The 19819-nt window shown below is 68.2% G+C and carries 13 protein-coding genes; 3 read left to right on the top strand and 10 right to left on the bottom strand.

Going from position 1 to position 19819, the window contains the following annotated elements; translation table 11 throughout:
* Window positions 1–105: 105 nt before the first annotated feature.
* From dxs to ACFV9H_RS21570, 5 genes are all read right to left on the bottom strand, one after another.
* The gene (gene dxs, locus ACFV9H_RS21590; RefSeq protein ID WP_385400555.1) at window positions 106–2022 is read right to left on the bottom strand and encodes a 1-deoxy-D-xylulose-5-phosphate synthase; all 1917 of its coding nucleotides are present in this window, start codon (window positions 2020–2022) and stop codon (window positions 106–108) included.
* Between the two features lie 240 nt (window positions 2023–2262).
* Window positions 2263–3573, bottom strand: coding sequence for a sugar ABC transporter permease (locus ACFV9H_RS21585; protein WP_385400552.1), 1311 nt, complete (start codon window positions 3571–3573; stop codon window positions 2263–2265).
* Window positions 3570–4358, bottom strand: coding sequence for an ATP-binding cassette domain-containing protein (locus tag ACFV9H_RS21580; protein WP_329378114.1), 789 nt, complete (start codon window positions 4356–4358; stop codon window positions 3570–3572). Before ACFV9H_RS21580 ends, ACFV9H_RS21585 begins: the two co-directional genes overlap by 4 nt.
* A 171-nt stretch (window positions 4359–4529) precedes the next feature.
* Window positions 4530–5642, bottom strand: a complete 1113-nt coding sequence (locus tag ACFV9H_RS21575) for a sugar ABC transporter substrate-binding protein (RefSeq protein ID WP_385400549.1) — start codon at window positions 5640–5642, stop codon at window positions 4530–4532.
* A 117-nt stretch (window positions 5643–5759) separates the two neighbouring features.
* On the bottom strand, window positions 5760–6974 hold the full coding sequence (locus tag ACFV9H_RS21570) for an ROK family protein (protein ID WP_385400547.1): 1215 nt from the start codon (window positions 6972–6974) through the stop codon (window positions 5760–5762).
* Window positions 6975–7560: 586 nt separating this feature from the next.
* On the opposite strand from ACFV9H_RS21570, the gene mgtA reads away from it, so the two are divergent.
* Window positions 7561–10281, top strand: coding sequence for a magnesium-translocating P-type ATPase (gene mgtA, locus ACFV9H_RS21565; protein ID WP_385400544.1), 2721 nt, complete (start codon window positions 7561–7563; stop codon window positions 10279–10281).
* Window positions 10282–10292: 11 nt separating this feature from the next.
* On the opposite strand, the gene ACFV9H_RS21560 is transcribed toward mgtA, so the two are convergent.
* The 5 genes from ACFV9H_RS21560 to ACFV9H_RS21540 form a co-directional block, all read right to left on the bottom strand.
* A complete protein-coding gene (locus ACFV9H_RS21560) occupies window positions 10293–11228 on the bottom strand; it encodes a carbohydrate ABC transporter permease (protein WP_385400541.1) in 936 nt (311 codons plus the stop codon).
* Window positions 11229–11241: 13 nt separating this feature from the next.
* Window positions 11242–12186, bottom strand: a complete 945-nt coding sequence (locus ACFV9H_RS21555) for a carbohydrate ABC transporter permease (protein WP_385400538.1) — start codon at window positions 12184–12186, stop codon at window positions 11242–11244.
* A 20-nt stretch (window positions 12187–12206) separates the two neighbouring features.
* Window positions 12207–13631 (bottom strand): N-acetylglucosamine/diacetylchitobiose ABC transporter substrate-binding protein, encoded by a 1425-nt coding sequence (gene ngcE / locus ACFV9H_RS21550; protein ID WP_385400567.1) that lies wholly within the window; start codon window positions 13629–13631, stop codon window positions 12207–12209.
* 306 nt (window positions 13632–13937) lie between these two features.
* Window positions 13938–16667, bottom strand: coding sequence for an aconitate hydratase AcnA (gene acnA, locus ACFV9H_RS21545; RefSeq protein ID WP_385400535.1), 2730 nt, complete (start codon window positions 16665–16667; stop codon window positions 13938–13940).
* A gap of 140 nt (window positions 16668–16807) precedes the next feature.
* The gene (locus ACFV9H_RS21540; RefSeq protein ID WP_385400533.1) at window positions 16808–17140 is read right to left on the bottom strand and encodes a substrate-binding domain-containing protein; all 333 of its coding nucleotides are present in this window, start codon (window positions 17138–17140) and stop codon (window positions 16808–16810) included.
* A 486-nt stretch (window positions 17141–17626) separates the two neighbouring features.
* Between ACFV9H_RS21540 and ACFV9H_RS21535 the strand changes: the two genes are divergently transcribed.
* Both ACFV9H_RS21535 and ACFV9H_RS21530 read left to right on the top strand, forming a co-directional pair.
* Window positions 17627–19156 carry a helix-turn-helix domain-containing protein gene (locus tag ACFV9H_RS21535; protein WP_385400531.1) on the top strand — a complete coding sequence of 510 codons (1530 nt, stop codon included), beginning with the start codon at window positions 17627–17629 and terminating at the stop codon, window positions 19154–19156.
* Between the two features lie 219 nt (window positions 19157–19375).
* Window positions 19376–19753, top strand: coding sequence for a hypothetical protein (locus tag ACFV9H_RS21530; RefSeq protein ID WP_385400528.1), 378 nt, complete (start codon window positions 19376–19378; stop codon window positions 19751–19753).
* Window positions 19754–19819 lie beyond the last annotated feature (66 nt).

The raw sequence follows: 19819 nt of genomic DNA, 5'->3' as shown, positions 1-19819 counted from the left end.
CTCACCCTGACCGCGGCCATCTGGCACAACCGGCAGACGGGAACACCCACCACCCGCTCACTGATCGCCTACGACCACTGACCCGAGCACTTTGGGCTTACTCGTCTAGTCGACGGCGGCGGCCGGCTCGCTGTCGTAACGCCCGTCCAGCTTCGCCACCAGGCCGGTGACCTGGCGCGCGATGTCCGGAGCGGTCAGTCCGATCTCCGCCATGACCTCCTTGCGGGAGGCGTGGTCGAGGAAGCGCTGCGGAATGCCGAAGTCGCGCAGCGGTACGTCGACCCCCGCGTCCCGCAGGGCCTGGGCCACGGCGGAGCCCACGCCGCCGGCGCGGCTGTTGTCCTCGACGGTGACGACCACGCGGTGACGGTCGGCGAGCGGGGCCAGGGCCTCGTCCACCGGCTTGACCCAGCGGGGGTCCACGACGGTCGTGGAGATGCCCTGCTTGTCCAGCAGGTCGGCGATCTCCAGGCACATCGGGGCGAGCGCGCCGACCGAGACGAGCAGTACGTCCGGACGGGTGACCTCGGCGGCCGGCGTGCGCAGCACGTCCATGCCGCCGACCCTGCCGACGGCCGGGACGGCCGGACCGACGACGCCCTTGGAGAAGCGCACCACGGTCGGCGCGTCCTTCACCAGGACGGCCTCGTTCAGCTGGGCGCGCAGTTGCTCGGCGTCGCGCGGGGCGGCGAGCCGCAGGCCCGGGACGACCTGGAGGATGGACATGTCCCACATGCCGTTGTGGGAGGCGCCGTCGGTGCCGGTGACACCGGCCCGGTCCAGGACGAAGGTGACCCCGCACTTGTGCAGGGCCACGTCCATCAGGACCTGGTCGAAGGCGCGGTTGAGGAAGGTGGCGTACACCGCGAACACCGGGTGGGCGCCGCCGGTCGCCAGGCCCGCCGCCGACGTGGCACCGTGCTGCTCGGCGATGCCGACGTCGAAGATGCGGTCCGGATAGGCGTCCGCGAACTTCTTCAGGCCGACGGGCTGGAGCATGGCCGCGGTGATCGCGACGATGTCCTTGCGCTCCTTGCCGAGCCTGACCATCTCGTCGGCGAAGACGGAGGTCCAGCTGGCGGCGTCGGTGGAGACCGGCAGGCCGGTGTCCGGGTGGATGACGCCGACCGCGTGGAATCGGTCCGCCTCGTCTTGGACGGCCGGCTCGTAGCCCCGGCCCTTCTGGGTCAGGCAGTGCACGATGACCGGGCCGCTGAAGCGCTTGGCGCGCTGCAGGGCGGACTCCAGTGCCTCGATGTCGTGGCCGTCGATGGGGCCGATGTACTTCAGCCCCAGGTCCTCGAACATGCCCTGCGGGGCGATGAAGTCCTTGAGGCCCTTCTTGGCGCCGTGCAGGGTCTCGTAGAGCGGCTTGCCCACGACCGGGGTCCGCTCCAGGAGGTCCTTGCCGCGCGCCAGGAAGCGCTCGTAGCCGTCCGTGGTGCGCAGGGTCGCCAGGTGGTTCGCGAGGCCGCCGATGGTGGGGCCGTACGAACGCTCGTTGTCGTTGACCACGATGACGAGGGGGCGGTCCTTGGCGGCGGCGATGTTGTTCAGCGCCTCCCAGGCCATGCCGCCGGTCAGCGCGCCGTCGCCGATGACGGCGGCGACGTGGTGGTCCTCGCGGCCGAGCACCTCGTTGGCCTTGGCGATGCCGTCGGCCCAGCCGAGCACGGTGGAGGCGTGCGAGTTCTCGATCACGTCGTGGTCGGACTCGGCGCGCGAGGGGTAGCCGGACAGGCCCCCCTTGGCTCGCAGGTTGCCGAAGTCCTGGCGGCCCGTGAGCAGCTTGTGGACGTAGGCCTGGTGGCCGGTGTCGAAGAGGACCTTGTCCTTGGGCGAGTCGAAGACCCGGTGCAGGGCGATCGTCAGTTCGACCACCCCGAGGTTGGGGCCGAGGTGCCCGCCGGTCTTGGAGACGGCGTCGACGAGGAAGGACCTGATCTCGGCGGCGAGCTGGTCGAGCTCCTCCTGGCTGAGCCGGTCCAGATCGCGCGGTCCCTTGATGCGGGTCAGCAGCACCCGTGCCTCCTTGCAGTTGCTTGCTGGTCTGTCGAGTCTAATGTTCCGCTCGCGGATGCGGTCATCGGGCCGTCCCGTCCGAGTCACACCCTTCTCATACATGGACGCACCGGCGCGAGGTCACACCTCACATACGGGCGTATACCCGCACAGGCGTACGCGCATATGTACGCACAGATGCCCGGCGCCACACGAGGTGGCACCGGGCACGAGCTGTCGAACGGGCCGACGGGTTGTCCGTCAGGCGCGTCCGGCCGTCTTCTGCGTCTTACGGGTGATCGAGTCGATCACCACGGTCGCCAGCAGTACCGCACCGGTGATCATGTACTGGATCGGAGTGGCGATGCCCTCCAGGGCCAGACCGTACTGGATCGAGGTGATGACCATGACGCCGAGGAGGGCGTTCCAGGTCCGGCCCCGGCCGCCGAAGAGGCTGGTGCCGCCGATGACGGCCGCCGCGATCACGTTCATCAGCAGGTCGCCGGCGCCGGCGCTCTGGTTGGCCGCCGCGATCTTCGAGGCCCAGAAGAGCCCGCCGATGGCGGCGAAGGTGCCGGCGATCGCGAAGACCGAGATGCGGACGGCGGTGACGTTGATGCCCGCGCGGCGGGAGGCCTCGACGCTGCCGCCGAGTGCGAAAACGTTTCGCCCGAAGGTGGTTCGGCGCAGGACGAAGTCCGTACCGACCAGGGCCAGTACGAACAGCACCACCGCGAGCGGCAGGCCCTTGTACTGGTTGAACACGAGCGCGGGGCCGAAGGTGAACACCGCGAGCAGGCCGGTGCGCAGCAGCACCTCGCCGATCGGCCGGGAGGGGACCCCGGCCGCCTCGCGGCGCCGCGCGTCGAAGAAGGTGGCGAGGAAGTACCCGACCACCGCGACGGCGGCCAGCCCGTAGCCGACGGCCACGTCCGAGAAGAAGTACGTGGTCAGCTGCCCGACCACGCCCTCGGAGTCGAGGTTGATCGTGCCGTTGCTGCCGAGGATCTGCAGCATCGCGCCGGACCAGAAGAGCAGGCCCGAAAGGGTGACCGCGAAGGCCGGGGCGCCGATCTTGGCGAAGAAGAAGCCGTGGATGGAGCCGATCAGGGCGCCGCCCGCGACGGCAGCGAGGATCGCCAGCCATTCGTTCACGCCGTTGGTGACGGCGAGGACGGCCACGATCGCGCCCGAGACGCCGCTGACCGAGCCGACCGAGAGGTCGATCTCGCCGAGCAGCAGCACGAAGATGATGCCGACGGCCATCATGCCGGTGGCGACCATCGTGATCGCGATGTTGGTGAGGTTCTCCGGGGCGAGGAAGTTCGAGTTCAGGCCCTGGAAGATCGACCAGATGATGATCAGACCGAGGACGACGGGTACGGAGCCCAGGTCGCCGGCCTTCAACTTGCGGCCGAACTCGGTCACGTAGCCGCCGAAGCCCTGCTCGCGCACCAGCAGGCGGGGGTCCACCGCGGGGATGGCGTCCGCCGGGGCGGCGGGGTTGGCCAGGTCCGCCACCGCTTCGACGTGCGCGTGGTGCTTGTCGGTGGCTGGGTTCTCGGTGCTCACTTGCCGGCCTCCCCGGTGCGGGCCGCCCGGCGGGTCACGGCGTTGTCCGTGGCTCCGGTGATGGCGGAGATGATCTCTTCCTGCGAGGTCTCGGCGACCTTGAAGACGCCGTTGTTGCGGCCCAGCCGCAGGACCGCCACCTTGTCGGCGACGGCCTTCACATCGGCCATGTTGTGGCTGATGAGGATGACGGCGTGACCACGCTCGCGCAGCCGCTCCACCAGGTCGAGGACCTGTGCGGTCTGCTCGACGCCGAGGGCGGCGGTCGGCTCGTCGAGGATGACGAGCTTCGGCTCGCCCAGCATGGAGCGGGCGATCGCCACGGTCTGGCGCTGACCGCCGGAGAGCGAGGCGATGGGGATCCGGACACTGGGGATCCGGATGGACAGGGTGGTGAGGAGTTCGCGGGCGCGGCGCTCCATCTCCACCTCGTCGAGGATGCCGCGGCGCTTGAGCTCGCGGCCGAGGAAGAGGTTGCCGACGACGTCGATGTTGTCGCACAGCGCCAGGTCCTGGTAGACCGTCGCGATGCCGAGGTTCTGGGCGTCGTGCGGCTTGCCTATGGAAACCGGGCGACCCTCCCACTCGATGACTCCGTCGTCGATCGGGTGCACGCCGGCGATCGTCTTGACCAGCGTGGACTTGCCGGCGCCGTTGTCGCCGACCAGGGCGACCACCTCACCGGAGTGGATCTCGAGTTCTACGTCGGTCAGGGCCTGAACGGCGCCGAACCGCTTCGAGACCCCTCGCAACGCCAGCACGGGCGCAGCGGACACATGAACCATCTCCTTCGCCGCCTGACCGGCGGGGATGTCGTGCAAAAGAGCAGGAGCGGGGTGAACGGGGGAATGGGGGGATGTCCGGCGCCCCGTGCATGGCGGGGGAGAAGGCGCGGAGCGCCGGACAAGCAGGGGGCCGGCTCCCGCAAGGGAGCTGTGCCTCTCGGGGGAGCTGCCTTACTTCAGGCCGAGGGTGGCGCAGGCGGCCGCGTACTTCTCGGTGCAGATCTCGTCGGCCGTGTAGACGCCGTCCTTGATGACGGTGTCCTTGATGTTGTTCTTGGTGAGCGAGACGACCGGGATCAGCACGGACGGGACGCCCTTGGTGGTCGGGCTGTCGACCGTGGAGGTGGTGACTCCGGTGACCTTCTCGCCCTTGGCGAGGGCGACGGCCATCTTCGCGGCGGCCTCGGCCTCGGGGGCGTACGGCTTGTAGACGCTCATGAACTGCTCGCCCGCCACGATCCGCTGCACACCGGCGAGTTCGGCGTCCTGGCCGGTGACCGGGGGCAGCGGGGAGAGACCGGCGGCCTTGAGGGCGGTGATGATGCCGCCGGCCATGCCGTCGTTGGCGGAGTAGACGCCGATGACCTTGTCCTTGCCGAGCGCCGAGAGCGCGCCCGCCATGTTGGTGTTGGCGTTCTCCGGCTTCCACTCGACGGTGTCGTACTCCTTGCCGATGTTCACCTTGCCGTCGAGGACGGAGTGCGCGCCCTGCTTGAAGAGCTTGGCGTTCGGGTCGGTGACGGAGCCGTTCATCATGACGATCTGGCCGTCCTTGGCCTTGTCGCCCAGCGCCTCCAGCAGCGCCTTGCCCTGGACCTTGCCGACCTCTTCGTTGTCGAAGGAGGTGTAGGCGTCGATCGGGCCCTCGGCCAGACGGTCGTAGGCGACGACCGGGATGCCGGCGTCCTTGGCCTTCTTGACCGAGCCGGCGATGGCCTTGGAGTCCACGGCGTCGACGATCAGGACGTTCACCTTGTTGGTGATCATCGTGTCGACCTGGGAGTTCTGCGTGGTCGCGTCCTGCTTGGCGTTGGCGTAGACGACCTCGCCCTTGCCGCCGGTCAGTTCCTTGACCGTCTTCTCGATGAGCGGCTTGTCGAACTTCTCGTAGCGCGCGGTCTGGTTCTCCGGCAGGAGCAGACCGACCTTGATCGCGTCGCCGGCCGCTGCGCCGGTCTCCTTGGTCTTGTCGCCGGCCTCCTTGGCGCTGCCACAGGCGGCGAGGGAGACGGCCATGGCACCGGCGGCGACGGCTACAGCGGTTCTGCGCATACGCGTGTTCATTACTTGAACCTCCCTGACGAGGCCGCAACGCTGCGGCCGAGGTGGATGTGAGTCAACCCCGGCCGCGTTTTGCCGTCAAGGAGTGAATCCTTAACGAGATGACAACGGTGCCATCCGTTATCTACCTGAAGACAAGACGGCGGGAGTTCGCACTCCACTTCCATGGTCCGACAAAAGCGTCGAATCGCCCATCTCGCTGAGTACGAGGGCCAGCGCGCCCAGCACCTCCGCGCGGCCGCCCAGGGAGCCCGTGAGCACGGACAACTGCCGCGCGGCGCTCGGAATCGCGTACCTCCCCACGGATTCACGTATGGGGGCCAGGACGAGTTCACCCGCGTCGGCCAGCGAGCCGCCCAGCACCACCCGGCTGGGGTTCAGGAGGTTGCACAGACTGGCCACGCCGCTGCCGATGTGGCGGCCCACGTCCGTGATCACGCGGCGGCAGCCCGGGTCCCCGCCGCGGGCCAGCTCGACCACCCGCTCCATCGTCAACTCCGGTCCGTGCGTGCCCTGGAGGAGCGGCAGGACGTACCGCGCCGCAGCGAAGGTCTCCAGGCAGCCGCGGTTTCCGCAGCGGCAGACCGGGCCCGATTCGTCGAGCGTGATGTGCCCGATCTCGCCCGCGGTGCCCCCCGGTCCGCGGTAGATCTGACCGTTGATCACCAGTCCGGCACCGACGCCGCTGGCGACCTTGATGTAGGCGAGGTCCTTTACTCCCCGCCCACTCCCCCATACGAGTTCACCGAGGGCCCCGAGGTTCGCGTCGTTGTCCACGTACACCGGGACCCCGAGGCGGCGCGCGAGCTCCTCGCGGGGGTTGATGCCCGCCCAGCCCGGCAGGATCGCGGTCGAGCCCAGGGTCCCGGACTCCACGTCGATCGGACCGGGGACGCCGAGCCCGACGCCGATGACCTTCTCCAGGCCGACGCCTATGTCCGCGATCAGCCTCCCGACCAGCGATTCCGCCAGGTCGAAGCCGTCCGCCCAGGAGGCGTCGACGTCCAGCGGCTCGGCCTTCTCGGCCAGCACCTGGTGGGCGAGGTTGCCGACCGCCACCCGCAGGTGGGTGTGGCCGAAGTCGACGCCGATGACGATCCCCGCGTCGCCGCTGAGCGAGACGCTGCGCGCCCGGCGGCCGCCGGCCGAGGTGTCGGTGACCTCGACGGTCCCGCCGTCCTTGAGTTCCCGGACGATGTTGGAGACCGTGGCCGCCGACAGTCCGGTGGTGCGGGCGATCTCCGCCTGGGTCAGCGAACCCGAGAGTCGCACCGCCCGCACGACCCGTTCGAGATTCGCGCGATGCAGCGAGGACTGCGATCCGGGAGTCTGCACGACTCATCCACTCCTGCCCATAAGCGACGCCAGCGTCGCCCCCCGGCCGGGAATCGTCGCGGCTTCGCGCCCCGAGACCCCGGCGTCTCTCCAACTTGTGAACCTTAAGTCGAGCCTTTGCGCATCGGCACGTCAAGAGGCTGACCCAGCACGAAACGGCCCCTACTGGCCAAAAGGGGGAGAGAACCGGCCGCCGTGATCGTGTTACGGTCGCTGAGGCGTCGGTCCTCTGCGGCTCTTCCGGCCGGACCGGACGCCTGGTACTGACGGCGCTATGCGAGGAGGTGTTCGGGATGAGTCCCGATCGAAGTCCTCGCTGCGCTCGCGTCCGCTGACCCGTTGATCAGCTGACCCTTCCATGAGTGCGCACGGCTGCGGTACACCGCGCTTCCGTGCCTTCAAGTATTCCCTCCGCATGCCCTGACTGTCCTGTCAGGGCACGTTCCCCCGGACTCCGTCCGGGGGTGCCCCCACCATGCCCACCGGCGCTTCCTCCGGCTTCGTGCCGCTCCGCGCCGACCCGTGATCACTCCACGTGACCGCGCGGCTTCGCGCTGCCCGGACGCCGTGGAGGGAGGTATTCGTCATGACCATGCTCACCCCCCGTACCCCGACCAAGCTCGCACCCCCGGGCCGGGCCCGCCGCGAGCGCAAGGCCGCCGAGCTGGAGTCCCGGACCCGGCTCGTCGGCGAGCGCCTCGCCGAGATCAGCGCCCGCCCGGGCGTCCGGGTCCTGCAGTCCGTCGACGCTTCCCCGCGCGGCCTCACCCACGCCGAGGCCACGCTGCGCCTGGAGCGCCACGGGGCCAATGTCGTCGCCCAGGAGCGGGCCCCCCTGTGGTTCGTCCAGCTCGGGAAGGCGTTCTGGAACCCCTTCATCGGCGTCCTGCTCTTCCTGGCCGCCGTCATGTACTGGCAGGACCCGGAGGATCCGGGCGTCGTCATCCTCTCCGTGATGGTGGGGATCAGCGGACTGCTGCGCTTCTGGCAGGAGTACCGCTCGGGTCGCGCCGCCGACGCGCTGAAGAAGCTCGTCACCACCACCTGCGCGGTGCAGCGCCGAGCCGGAACCGGCTCCGGCCCCACCACCTTCGAGGTGCCGATGGACCAGGTGGTCCCCGGTGACGTGGTCAAACTGGCCGCCGGCGACCTGATCCCGGCCGACCTGCGGCTGATCACCTCCAAGGACCTGATGGTCGGCCAGGCCGCCCTGTCCGGCGAGTCCCTGCCGGTCGCCAAGGCCGACACCCGGACCGAGGACCCCGGCCAGGAAGAGACCACCGACCCGGTCGAGGCCGACAACCTCTGTCTGATGGGGACCTCGGTCACCTCCGGCACGGCGACGGGAGTGGTCGTCGCCACCGGCGCCGACACCTACTTCGGCTCGATGGCCGGCTCGCTCCTCGGCGAGCGCCCGCAGACCAACTTCGACAACGGCGTGCGCAAGGTCAGCTTCCTGCTGATCCGCTTCATGCTGGTCACGGTCCCGGTCGTCTTCATGATCAACGGCCTGACCAAGGGCGACTGGGACGAGGCCTTCCTCTTCGGCATCGCCGTCGCGGTCGGGCTGACCCCCGAGATGCTTCCGATGGTCGTCTCCGCCAACCTGGCGCGCGGCGCGGTCGCCATGTCCAAGCGCAAGGTGGTCGTCAAGCGGCTGAACGCGATCCAGAACCTGGGCGCGATGGACGTGCTCTGCACGGACAAGACCGGCACGCTCACCGAGGACCGGATCGTCCTGGACCGCTACCTCGACGTGCACGGCGACGAGGACCACGAGGTCCTGGAGTACGGCTACCTCAACGCGCACTTCCAGACGGGTCTGAAGAACCTGATGGACCAGGCGGTCATCGACCGCGTGGGCGAGGCCGAGGAGGTTGTCGTCGACGCACGGTTCTCGATGGTCGACGAGATCCCCTTCGACTTCGCCCGGCGCCGGATGTCCGTGGTCCTCAACCGGAACAGCCTCGTGGGCGACCTCGGCCGCGCCGAACACGTCATGATCACCAAGGGTGCGGTCGAGGAGGTCCTGGCCCTCTGCACGCACATGACGGACCGCGGCGAGAAGGTCGAGCTGACCGAACAGCTGCGCCGGCGCGTCACCCGGATCGCCGAGGACAACAACCGCCGCGGCCTGCGGGTCCTGGCCGTCGCCACCCGCTCCCTCCACACCCCGCGGGACACCTACACCGTCGCCGACGAGGAGCGGCTGACCCTGGTCGGCTTCCTCGCCTTCCTCGACCCGCCGAAGGCCGACGCCGCCCGGGCCCTTCAGGGCCTGGCCGACAAGGGCATCGCGGTGAAGGTCGTCACCGGCGACAACGACCTCGTGGCCGCCCGGGTCTGCGCCGATGTCGGCATCGACGTCGGGCACGTGGTGCTCGGCACCGAGATCGACGCGCTCGACGATACGGAACTGCGCGCGCGGGCCGCCCGTACGACGGTCTTCGCCAAGGTCAACCCGGTCCAGAAGGCCCGGATCGTACGGGCCCTGCAGGCCGACGGACACACGGTCGGCTTCCTGGGCGACGGCATCAACGACGCGGCCGCGCTGCGCGACGCCGACGTCGGCATCTCGGTGGACACCGCCGTCGACATCGCCAAGGAGTCGGCGGACATCATCCTGCTGGAGAAGGACCTGACCGTCCTGGAGCAGGGCGTGCTCCAGGGCCGGACCACCTTCGGCAACACGATCAAGTACATCAAGATGACGGCGTCGTCGAACTTCGGCAATGTCTTCTCGGTGCTGGTGGCGAGCGCCTTCATCCCCTTCCAGCCGATGCTCGCGATCATGCTGCTGGTCCAGAACCTGGTCTACGACATCGCGCAGCTGGCGACCCCGTGGGACCGGATGGACGAGGAGTACCTCCGCAAGCCCCGCAACTGGGACGCCAAGGGCATCTTCCGCTTCATGGTCACCATCGGCCCCATCAGCTCGATCTTCGACATCGCGATGTTCGTGATCATGTGGAACGTGTTCGCCGCCAACAGCGAGGCGCACCAGGCGCTCTTCCAGTCCGGCTGGTTCATCGAGGGCCTGCTCTCGCAGACCCTGATCGTCCACATGATCCGTACCCGGAAGATCCCCTTCATCCGGTCCCGCGCCTCCTGGCCGGTGATGGTGATGACGATCCTCGCGGTGCTGACCGGGCTCTGGCTGCCCTTCTCGCCGCTGGCCCCCTCACTGGGCTTCGTCGCCCTGCCGGCGAGCTACTTCCCGTGGCTGATCGGTGTGCTGCTCGCGTACTGCACGCTCACCCAGCTCGTGAAGACCTGGTACGTCCGCAGGTTCAACACCTGGCTCTGAGGGCGTCGTTCCTACTTGAGCGTGGCGGAGGTCAGTCCGGCCTGGATCTGGCGCTGGAAGGAGAGGTAGACCGCCAGCATCGGGATGATCGCGATGGTGGCGCCGGCGAACAGCACCGGCAGGTCCGTCTCGTAGCCCATCTGGTACTGGAGCTGGATGAGGCCCTGGGTGAGCATGTAGCGCTCGGGGTCTCCGCTCGTCTGGGGCTGCATCAGCACGGCGGGCAGGATGTACTGGTTCCACTGGCCCAGGACATTGAAGATCCCGACGCTGATCAGGCCGGGCTTGGCCATCGGCAGCATCACCTGGAAGAAGATCCGGGTGTCGGAGGCCCCGTCGATGACCGCCGCCTCGTGGATCGCCGTCGGCAGCGTTCGGAAGAAGGAGTGCATGAAGAAGACGGTGAAGGGCATCGAGTAGGCGACGTACACCAGGATCAGGCCCTGGTAGGTGTTCAGCATGTCGAAGCGCTTGACCATGAAGAAGAGCGGTACGAGCGCCAGGAACACCGGGAACATCGCCCCGCTGACGAAGAAGTAGTAGACGACCCGGTTGCCCGTGAAGGGGTAGCGGGCCAGTACGTACGCGGCCATCGAGCCGAACAGCATGGTCAGCGGGACCGAGAACACCAACACGATGAGGGTGTGCGCGAAGTAGCCGCCGATGCCCTTGGTCCAGGCCCGCCCGAAGGCGTCGAAGTGCCAGTTCGAGGGCCAGCTCAGGGCGGAGCCGCCGATCTGCGCGTCGGTCTTGAAGGCGCCGAGGGCGAGCCAGATCAGCGGCAGGACGATCATTATCGCCCAGAGGACGAGGAAGCCGTGCGAGAAGACGTTGAGGACCACGCCCTCGGTGCGGCGTCCGCCCTCCCCCTTCGTCCGTCCGGCTCCGCCGGACCGCTCCGCGGCCGCTTCGCCCGGAGCCTTGATCACTGTGGACTCTGCAGTCATCGTGGGACTCCGCTCAGAACTCGATGCGCTCGCGGCGCGTGGCGCGCAGCGTGATGACGGACAGGATCATGGTCAGGACGAGCATGACCACGCCCATGGCGCAGGCGTAGCCGCTCTTGCCGAAGTACAGGAAGTTGCGCATCAGCACCGTCGACATGACCTCGCTGTGGTGGTCGGGTCCGCCGCCGAACTGGCCCGAGGTCATGGTCGACACCAGGACGAACATGTCCATCGCGGCGATGCCCAGATAGACGGCGGAGGTCTGCACAGAGTCCCACAGCAGGGGCAGGGTCACCTTGAAGAAGGTCTGGGCGCGTCCGGCGCCGTCGAGCAGCGCTGCCTCGTAGATGTCCTTGGGCACGGACTGCATGGCCGCGGAGAACAGGACGAGGTAGAAGCCGACGCCGTGCCAGACGACGACGAACAGCAGGCACCAGAGCACGAAGTTCGGCTCGTTGAGCCATTCGACCGGGTGCTTGGCGTCGATCAGGCCGAGCTTGATGAGGAAGCCGTTGACCAGGCCGCCCTCGTCACTGCGGTAGATCGCGCCGAAGAGCACGGCGAGGATCGCGAGGGACAGCACCTGCGGGAAGAAGTAGACGATCTTGTAGAAGCGCGATCCGCTCACGCCCTGGACCCCGCCCGCCCCGCTGCGCCCTCCCGCGTTCACCATGAAGGCGAAGAAGAGGGCGAGCAGGATGGTGACGACGGGGACGAACACCAGGAGCAGCAGGTTGTGCCCGAGCGCGCCGCGGAAGACCTCGTCCTTCAGCAGGGCCGAGTAGTTCTCCAGGCCGACGAAGTCGAACGTCGGCGACTGCCCGGACCAGTTGGTGAAGGAATAGCCGAACGTCTGTACGTACGGCCAGATGACGAAGGTCAGGTACAGGGCGAGGGGTGCGAAGAGGAAGGCGGCGATGAAGCCGCCCTTCCCCCTCCCCTGGGCTACGTGGCTCATGGTGTCCGTCCCCGCAGTGGTCAGCTGCGCTTGTTGTTCTTGGCGTTCGGGTCCTGGGCCGCCTTGTTTACCGCCGCCTGGGCCCGCTTGATCCATTCCTTGGGCTGGATCCGCTGCGCCATCAGCTCATTGGACGCGTTCTGGATCTCCGTGTCCATCTCGCTGTACCAGTCGGGGTAGCGGTAGCTGAAGGTGTTGGCACCCGCGGCCTTGAGCGCGTCGACCGCCGACTGGGTGCCCGGCCGCAGTTTGACGCTCGGGTCCACGCCGTCCTTGACCACGGTGAGCGAGTTGGCCTGCTGGGCGAAGATGGTCGACCATTCGCGGGACAGCATCGAACGGAGGAACTCCAGGCCGGCGGCCTTGTTGGCGGCCTTCTCCGGAACGATGAACGGCTCGTCGACACCGGCCCGGATGGCCTCCAGGGGCATCTTGCTGTCGGCGAGCAGCGGGAACGGCAGGAACTTCATGTCGAAGTCCTCCGGGGTCTGCTTGAGCTGCTCGTTCTCCAACCAGGAGCCGGAGGGGATGAAGGCGGCCTTGTACTGGTTCCACGCGGTCTGGGACTCCGTGTGGGTGAGGCCGTTGGTGCCCGGCATCAGCAGGCCCTTCTCGACCACCTCGTAGACCGCCTCGACCGCGGCGAGGGCGGCCGCGTTGCCCTCGAAGGCGTTCGGTTCGAGGTTGTCGATCGCCTTCACGGCCTCCAGACCGCCCTTCTTGGCGATCAGGTCCATGATGACGACATTGATGTAGTACGGGAACTTGCCCTGGTGGGCGAGGCCGCCGATGCCCGCCTCCTTGGCCTTGGTACAGACGGCGAGGAACTCGTCCCAGGTCTTCGGCGGCGCCCAGCCCTTCTCCTTGAAGAGCTTGCCCGAGTACCAGAAGCCGAACACGGCGTACACGTACTTCAGGACGACGTACTTGCCGCCCAGCATGCCCTGGTCGACGGCCCCGTCGACCAGCGTGTCGCGCACCTTCTTGGTCGGGTCGTCCAGCGAGGGCGCGTCGAGCACGGCGTTGAGGTCGGCGAGCTGCCCGCCCTTGGCGAGCACGTCCAGGGGGATCTTCTGGGCGCCCGAGTCGTCGACGACGTCCGGCGGGTTGCCGCCGTTGAAGCGGGGCTGGAGCTTGGCGGTGATCTCCTGGGTGCCCAGGTGGGAGCTGGTGGTGCCCCACTTCTTGTCGAAGGCGGCTTCCCAGGCCTTCGCGTAGTCGTCGCCGAAGCCGCCCTTGAAGACGACCACGTCCAGCTTGCTGCCCTTGGCCAGGCCGAAGGGGTTCTCCTTGGAGACGACACCCTTGTCCGGGCCCTTCGTGGACTCCTCGCCGCCGGAGGCGCAGGCGGACAGGAAGCTCATCGTCGGCACCGTGATAAGTCCGAGTGCTGCGGAGCGCTTGATCAGATCGCGGCGTCCGAGTCCCTCACCCGTGGATCCCATGCTCATGTCCTCGCCTTCGTCAGAAGTATGAAGGAGGCCGGAAAGTGACGGCGGTTGCCGTGCATGCGGATGTCTCCGCAGGTCCCCGCCCATCCCCCGGGTCCGGGCCGCCAGTCGCGCGGTGATCCGGACGCGCACAGGTATAGTCCACTTCCGCTCGTGTGAGCAAGATCATGCACACGTATGGCCGCCGGCTTTTCCGAGTTGAGACCTGTCCGTCATCTGGACGGGCCCGGGAAAAGGCGGAAGGGCCGTACCCCCGTGGCGGGGATACGGCCCTTCTGGTGCCGGTCTACTCAGCCGTGACTAGCCGCGGATGAGGTTGCGGAGCACGTACTGCATGATGCCGCCGTTGCGGTAGTAGTCCGCCTCGCCGGGGGTGTCGATGCGGACGACCGCGTCGAAGGAGACACCGGTGTCGGTGGTCACCTTGACCGTGCGCGGGGTGGTGCCGTTGTTCAGCTCCTCCACACCGGTGAAGGCGAAGGTCTCCTCGCCGGTGAGGCCCAGGGAGGCCGCGGTGGCGCCCTCGGGGAACTGCAGGGGCAGGACGCCCATGCCGATCAGGTTGGAGCGGTGGATGCGCTCGTAGGACTCGGCGATGACGGCCTTGACGCCGAGCAGCGCGGTGCCCTTGGCCGCCCAGTCGCGGGAGGAGCCGGAGCCGTACTCCTTGCCCGCCAGGATGACCAGCGGGATGCCGGCGGCCTGGTAGTTCTGCGAGGCGTCGTAGATGAACGACACGGGCGCGCCCTCGACCGTGAAGTCGCGGGTGAAGCCGCCCTCGGTGCCCGGCGCGATCTGGTTGCGCAGGCGGATGTTGGCGAACGTACCGCGGATCATGACCTCGTGGTTGCCGCGGCGGGAACCGTACGAGTTGAAGTCGCGGCGCTCGACGCCGTGCTCCGTGAGGTACTTGCCGGCCGGGGTGTCGGCCTTGATCGCACCGGCCGGGGAGATGTGGTCGGTGGTGACCGAGTCGCCCAGCTTCGCCAGCACGCGCGCGCCGGCGATGTCGGAGACCGGGGTGGTCTCCATCGTCATGCCCTCGAAGTAAGGGGGCTTGCGGACGTAGGTGGACTGCGGGTCCCACTCGAACGTGTTGCCGGTCGGGATCGACAGCGCCTGCCACTGGGCGTCGCCCGCGAAGACGTCCTGGTAGGACTTGCTGAACATGTCCTCGCCGATGGCGTTCGCCACGACGTCGTTGACCTCGGCCTCGGAGGGCCAGATGTCCTTGAGGAAGACCGGGTTGCCCTCGGTGTCGATGCCGATGGCCTCGGTGGTGATGTCCACCTTCATGGAGCCCGCGATGGCGTACGCGACGACCAGCGGCGGGGAGGCCAGGTAGTTCATCTTGACGTCGGGGTTGATGCGGCCCTCGAAGTTGCGGTTGCCCGAGAGGACCGAGGTGACCGCGAGGTCGTGCTCGTTGATCGCCTTCGAGATCTCCTCGTCCAGCGGACCGGAGTTGCCGATGCAGGTGGTGCAGCCGTACCCGACGAGGTTGAAGCCCATCTTGTCGAGGTACGGGGTCAGGCCGGCCTTGTCGAAGTAGTCGGTGACGACCTTCGAGCCCGGGGCCAGGGTGGTCTTGACCCACGGCTTGCGGGACAGGCCCTTCTCGACCGCCTTCTTGGCCACGAGGGCCGCGGCGACCATGACGTAGGGGTTCGAGGTGTTGGTGCAGGAGGTGATCGCGGCGACGGTGACGGCGCCGTGGTCGATCTCGAAGGAGGTGCCGTCGGCCAGGGTGACCAGGGTCGGGCGGGTCGGCACGCCGTCGACGGTGGCCGGGGCGTCGGAGGCCGGGAAGGACTCCTTGCCCGCCTCGTCGTCGTCCTCGACGTAGTTGCGCACGTCCTGGGCGAACTGCTCGGCGGCGTTGGCGAGGACGATGCGGTCCTGCGGGCGCTTCGGGCCGGCGATGGAGGGGACGACCGTGGAGAGGTCGAGCTCCAGCTTCTCGGAGAAGTCCGGCTCGGCGGCCGGGTCCAGCCACAGGCCCTGCTCCTTGGCGTACGCCTCGACCAGCGCGACCTGCTGGGCGTCGCGGCCCGTCAGGCGCAGGTACTTCAACGTCTCGTCGTCGATCGGGAAGATCGCGGCGGTGGAGCCGAACTCCGGCGACATGTTGCCGATGGTGGCGCGGTTCGCGAGGGAGGTGGCGGCGACGCCCTCACCGTAGAACTCGACGAACTTGCCGACGACGCCGTGCTTGCGCAGCATCTCGGTGATGGTGAGCACCAGGTCGGTGGCGGTGGTGCCGGTGGGCAGCTCGCCGGTCAGCTTGAAGCCGACGACGCGGGGGATCAGCATGGAGACCGGCTGGCCGAGCATCGCGGCCTCGGCCTCGATGCCGCCGACGCCCCAGCCCAGCACGCCCAGGCCGTTGACCATGGTGGTGTGCGAGTCGGTGCCGACGAGGGTGTCGGGGTACGCCTGGCCGTTACGGACCATGACCGTGCGGGCCAGGTGCTCGATGTTGACCTGGTGGACGATGCCGGTGCCCGGGGGGACGACCTTGAAGTCGTCGAAGGCGGTCTGGCCCCAGCGCAGGAACTGGTAGCGCTCCTTGTTGCGGCCGTACTCCAGCTCGACGTTCTGCGCGAAGGCGTCCTTCGTGCCGAACTTGTCGGCGATGACCGAGTGGTCGATGACCATCTCGGCGGGCGAGAGCGGGTTGATCTTCGCCGGGTCGCCGCCGAGGGCCTTCACGGCCTCGCGCATGGTGGCGAGGTCCACGACGCAGGGAACGCCGGTGAAGTCCTGCATGATCACGCGGGCCGGCGTGAACTGGATCTCCTCGCTGGGCTGGGCCTGCGAGTCCCAGTTGCCGAGCGACCGGATGTGGTCGGCGGTGATGTTCGCGCCGTCCTCGGTACGGAGCAGGTTCTCCAGCAGGACCTTCAGGCTGTAGGGAAGGCGGGCGGAGCCCTCGACCTTGTCCAGCTTGAAGATCTCGTACGACTCGTCGCCCACCTGCAGCGTGCTGCGGGCGTCGAAGCTGTTCGCCGACACGACAGTCTCCTTCATGCATGAATTCGCGCGTAATTACCGCATCCTGCCGCCACGCCCCTTGGCCAATCCGCTAAGGTAAGGCTAAGTTAGGTAACCCTTACCAGCGGGGGCGGCTGCGGTTCGCCTTCGGCAGATATCTCGATGTCGAGATAACTCTAGTACATGACCGGGGGAAGGGACGAGGCCCGCACTCGCAGGCCCGCCGGGACGGTCAGCCGACCGGTCGCTTCCGCATGCCCTGATTCCACCCGCTCGACCAGTGCGGACATCGCGAGGACGCCGATCCGCTCCGGATTCAGGGTGACGGTGGTCACGGGCGGATCGCCTTCGGCGTACGCGGGATCCTCGCTCGCGCAGACCAGGAGGAGGTCCCGGGGCGTACGTATCCCATGGCGCGGCGGCGGCCACCACCTGGCGGCCGCCCGGATCGTAGAGCGTGTACACGGCGTCGGGGCGGCCGGGCGCGGCGGAGCCGCCGTCGAAGGCACGCCGCGTCGCCGGGCCGGCCTTCGAAGAGGCTGGGCAGTTCGCGCCGGCAGGGCCCGGAGCACCGGATCGTCCTGCAGGCTGTCGAGTAACTCCGGGTTCCTCGCCGGTACCGGAGAGGCGAGGGCGGAGCTGTACCACTGGATGGTGGTGGAGGACTGGAACCGTTGCCATGCGAGTTGGCCAGTGTTGGCCGCATCGCAAGGAACCGTGCGAAACGCCGGGCGTGTGGCACCGGGTGTCTCCCGAACGGTCTTGGAGACGGGGAACAGCACGAGCTGGTCGATTCGACTCTCGCAGGTCTTGTCACCCTTGTGGGGTGTGCCTGTGGTCCTTGGCGGGCTCGTGGTCCCGCGTGCCCTGCGGGGTGGGCGACCGGGACCGAGCAGGAGTGGGCGACCGGCCCCACTATGGGACCTGACGGTCGATAACACCCAAATGCCACACCCCCCGCGATCAACATCTCATATCTGAGATACGGTGCACCCATGGCAGACGACTACCTCGTACGCATCGGCAAGCTCATCCGTGATGCCCGGCAGCACCGGGGCTGGACACAGAGTCAGCTCGCCGACGCCCTCGGCACCAGCCAGAGCGCCGTGAACCGGATCGAGCGCGGCAACCAGAACATCAGCCTTGAGATGATCGCCCGCATCGGTGAAGCGCTCGACAGTGAAATCGTCTCCCTGGGCTACGCCGGCCCGATGCACCTGCGTGTAGTCGGCGGCCGCCGCCTGTCCGGCGCCATCGACGTCAAGACGAGCAAGAACGCCTGCGTCGCCCTGCTCTGCGCCTCGCTGCTCAACAAGGGCCGTACGGTGCTCCGTCGCGTGGCCCGCATCGAGGAGGTCTACCGCCTCCTGGAGGTCCTGAACTCCATCGGTGTCCGCACCCGCTGGATCAACGACGGCGTGGACCTGGAACTGATCCCGCCGGCCCGCCTCGACATGGACGCCATCGACGCGGACGCGGCCGTCCGGACCCGGAGCATCATCATGTTCCTGGGCCCCCTCCTCCACCGGATGGACCACTTCCGCTTGCCCTACGCGGGCGGCTGTGACCTCGGCACCCGCACCATCGAGCCGCACATGATCGCCCTGCGCCGCTTCGGCCTGGACATCACCGCGACCGAGGGCATCTACCACGCCAAGGTCGAGCCCGGCGTCAGTCCCGACCGCCCGATCGTGCTGACCGAGCGCGGGGACACGGTCACCGAGAACGCGCTGCTGGCCGCGGCCCGCCACGACGGCGTGACCGTCATCCGCAACGCCTCCTCCAACTACATGGTCCAGGACCTGTGCTTCTTCCTGGAGGCGCTGGGCGTGAACGTCGAGGGCATCGGCACCACCACCCTCACCGTCCACGGCATCCCGAACATCGACGTGGACGTGGACTACTCCCCCTCCGAGGACCCGGTCGAGGCCATGAGCCTCCTGGCCGCCGCGGTGGTCACGGAGTCCGAACTCACCATCCGCCGGGTCCCGATCGAGTTCATGGAGATCGAGCTCGCGGTCCTGGAGGAGATGGGCCTCGACCACGACCGCTCGGCGGAGTACACCGCGGACAACGGCCGCACCCGCCTGGTCGACCTCACCGTCCGCCCCTCGAAGCTCGAAGCCCCGATCGACAAGATCCACCCGATGCCGTTCCCCGGGCTGAACATCGACAACGTCCCCTTCTTCGCGGCCATCGCCGCCGTGGCACAGGGCCAGACCCTGATCCACGACTGGGTGTACGACAACCGCGCCATCTACCTGACCGACCTGAACCGCCTCGGCGGCCGCCTCCAACTCCTGGACCCCCACCGCGTCCTGGTCGAAGGCCCCACCCGCTGGCGCGCGGCGGAAATGATGTGCCCGCCGGCCCTGCGCCCGGCGGTGGTCGTCCTCCTGGCGATGATGGCGGCCGAGGGCACCTCGGTGCTCCGCAACGTCTACGTGATCAACCGCGGCTACGAGGAACTGGCCGAGCGCCTCAACTCGGTGGGCGCCCAGATCGAGATCTTCCGCGACATCTGAGAACGGCCCCGATCGGCCCGACAGGCCCCCTCGCCCTCACGGAGCGCGAGGGGGTCTTCGCGTGTGCCGGTCGCGGTTCGCGAGGTGCGTCGCCGCGCGGCGGTGGGCGCAGGGGTGATGACGTATCAATCATGACAGTTCAGAGGGCATTTTCGTAGGACGAACGGCATAGTCGTTTGCCCTGGTGCGACCCCCCTTGCGGCTTTCAGAATCGGCGTCATGAATCACACGGGGAACATCAACCACCACGAGGTCCTGCGAGCCCGAGTTGCCCTCCTGGGGTCCGGGACGCTGCCGATCCGCCACCAGGTCGCCGCCTACCGCACCCTCGTCCAGGTCAGCCCCTTGGCGTACCTGCCCCTGCTGACGGAGGCTCTGTACGAGTACAGCCGCATCGAGTTCGCCCACCGGCCCGAGATGGCGCTGGCCCTGCGGGCCGAGTCCGTCGCCGCCGCGCGGCGGATGTGCGCGCTGGAGGCCGGGTGGGGGGAGCTGCTCACGACCGCGCTGGTCAACTACCGGGAGCAGCTGGAGCTGATGGGGCGGCAGGCCGAACTCGACGCCGTGGACGAGGAGATGGCGCTCGGTACGAGCTGAGTTCGTGGCCGGTATTCGGCCACCCGGGGGACCCTTCGTGGCCACGGGCGGCCGGGGACCGGCAGA

Source organism: Streptomyces sp. NPDC059874, from assembly GCF_042731135.1.
Taxonomy (GTDB): Bacteria; Actinomycetota; Actinomycetes; order Streptomycetales; family Streptomycetaceae; genus Streptomyces.
This window is presented reverse-complemented; position numbering and strand designations above follow the sequence as displayed.

Coding starts and splice junctions, on each gene's coding strand:
- ngcE (WP_385400567.1), bottom strand. CDS start 13,631: ATGGGATCCACGGGTGAGGGACTCGGACGCCGCGATCTGATCAAGCGC.
- ACFV9H_RS21575 (WP_385400549.1), bottom strand. CDS start 5,642: ATGAACACGCGTATGCGCAGAACCGCTGTAGCCGTCGCCGCCGGTGCC.
- ACFV9H_RS21560 (WP_385400541.1), bottom strand. CDS start 11,228: ATGACTGCAGAGTCCACAGTGATCAAGGCTCCGGGCGAAGCGGCCGCG.
- ACFV9H_RS21535 (WP_385400531.1), top strand. CDS start 17,627: ATGGCAGACGACTACCTCGTACGCATCGGCAAGCTCATCCGTGATGCC.
- mgtA (WP_385400544.1), top strand. CDS start 7,561: ATGACCATGCTCACCCCCCGTACCCCGACCAAGCTCGCACCCCCGGGC.
- ACFV9H_RS21580 (WP_329378114.1), bottom strand. CDS start 4,358: ATGGTTCATGTGTCCGCTGCGCCCGTGCTGGCGTTGCGAGGGGTCTCG.
- ACFV9H_RS21530 (WP_385400528.1), top strand. CDS start 19,376: ATGAATCACACGGGGAACATCAACCACCACGAGGTCCTGCGAGCCCGA.
- ACFV9H_RS21555 (WP_385400538.1), bottom strand. CDS start 12,186: ATGAGCCACGTAGCCCAGGGGAGGGGGAAGGGCGGCTTCATCGCCGCC.
- acnA (WP_385400535.1), bottom strand. CDS start 16,667: ATGAAGGAGACTGTCGTGTCGGCGAACAGCTTCGACGCCCGCAGCACG.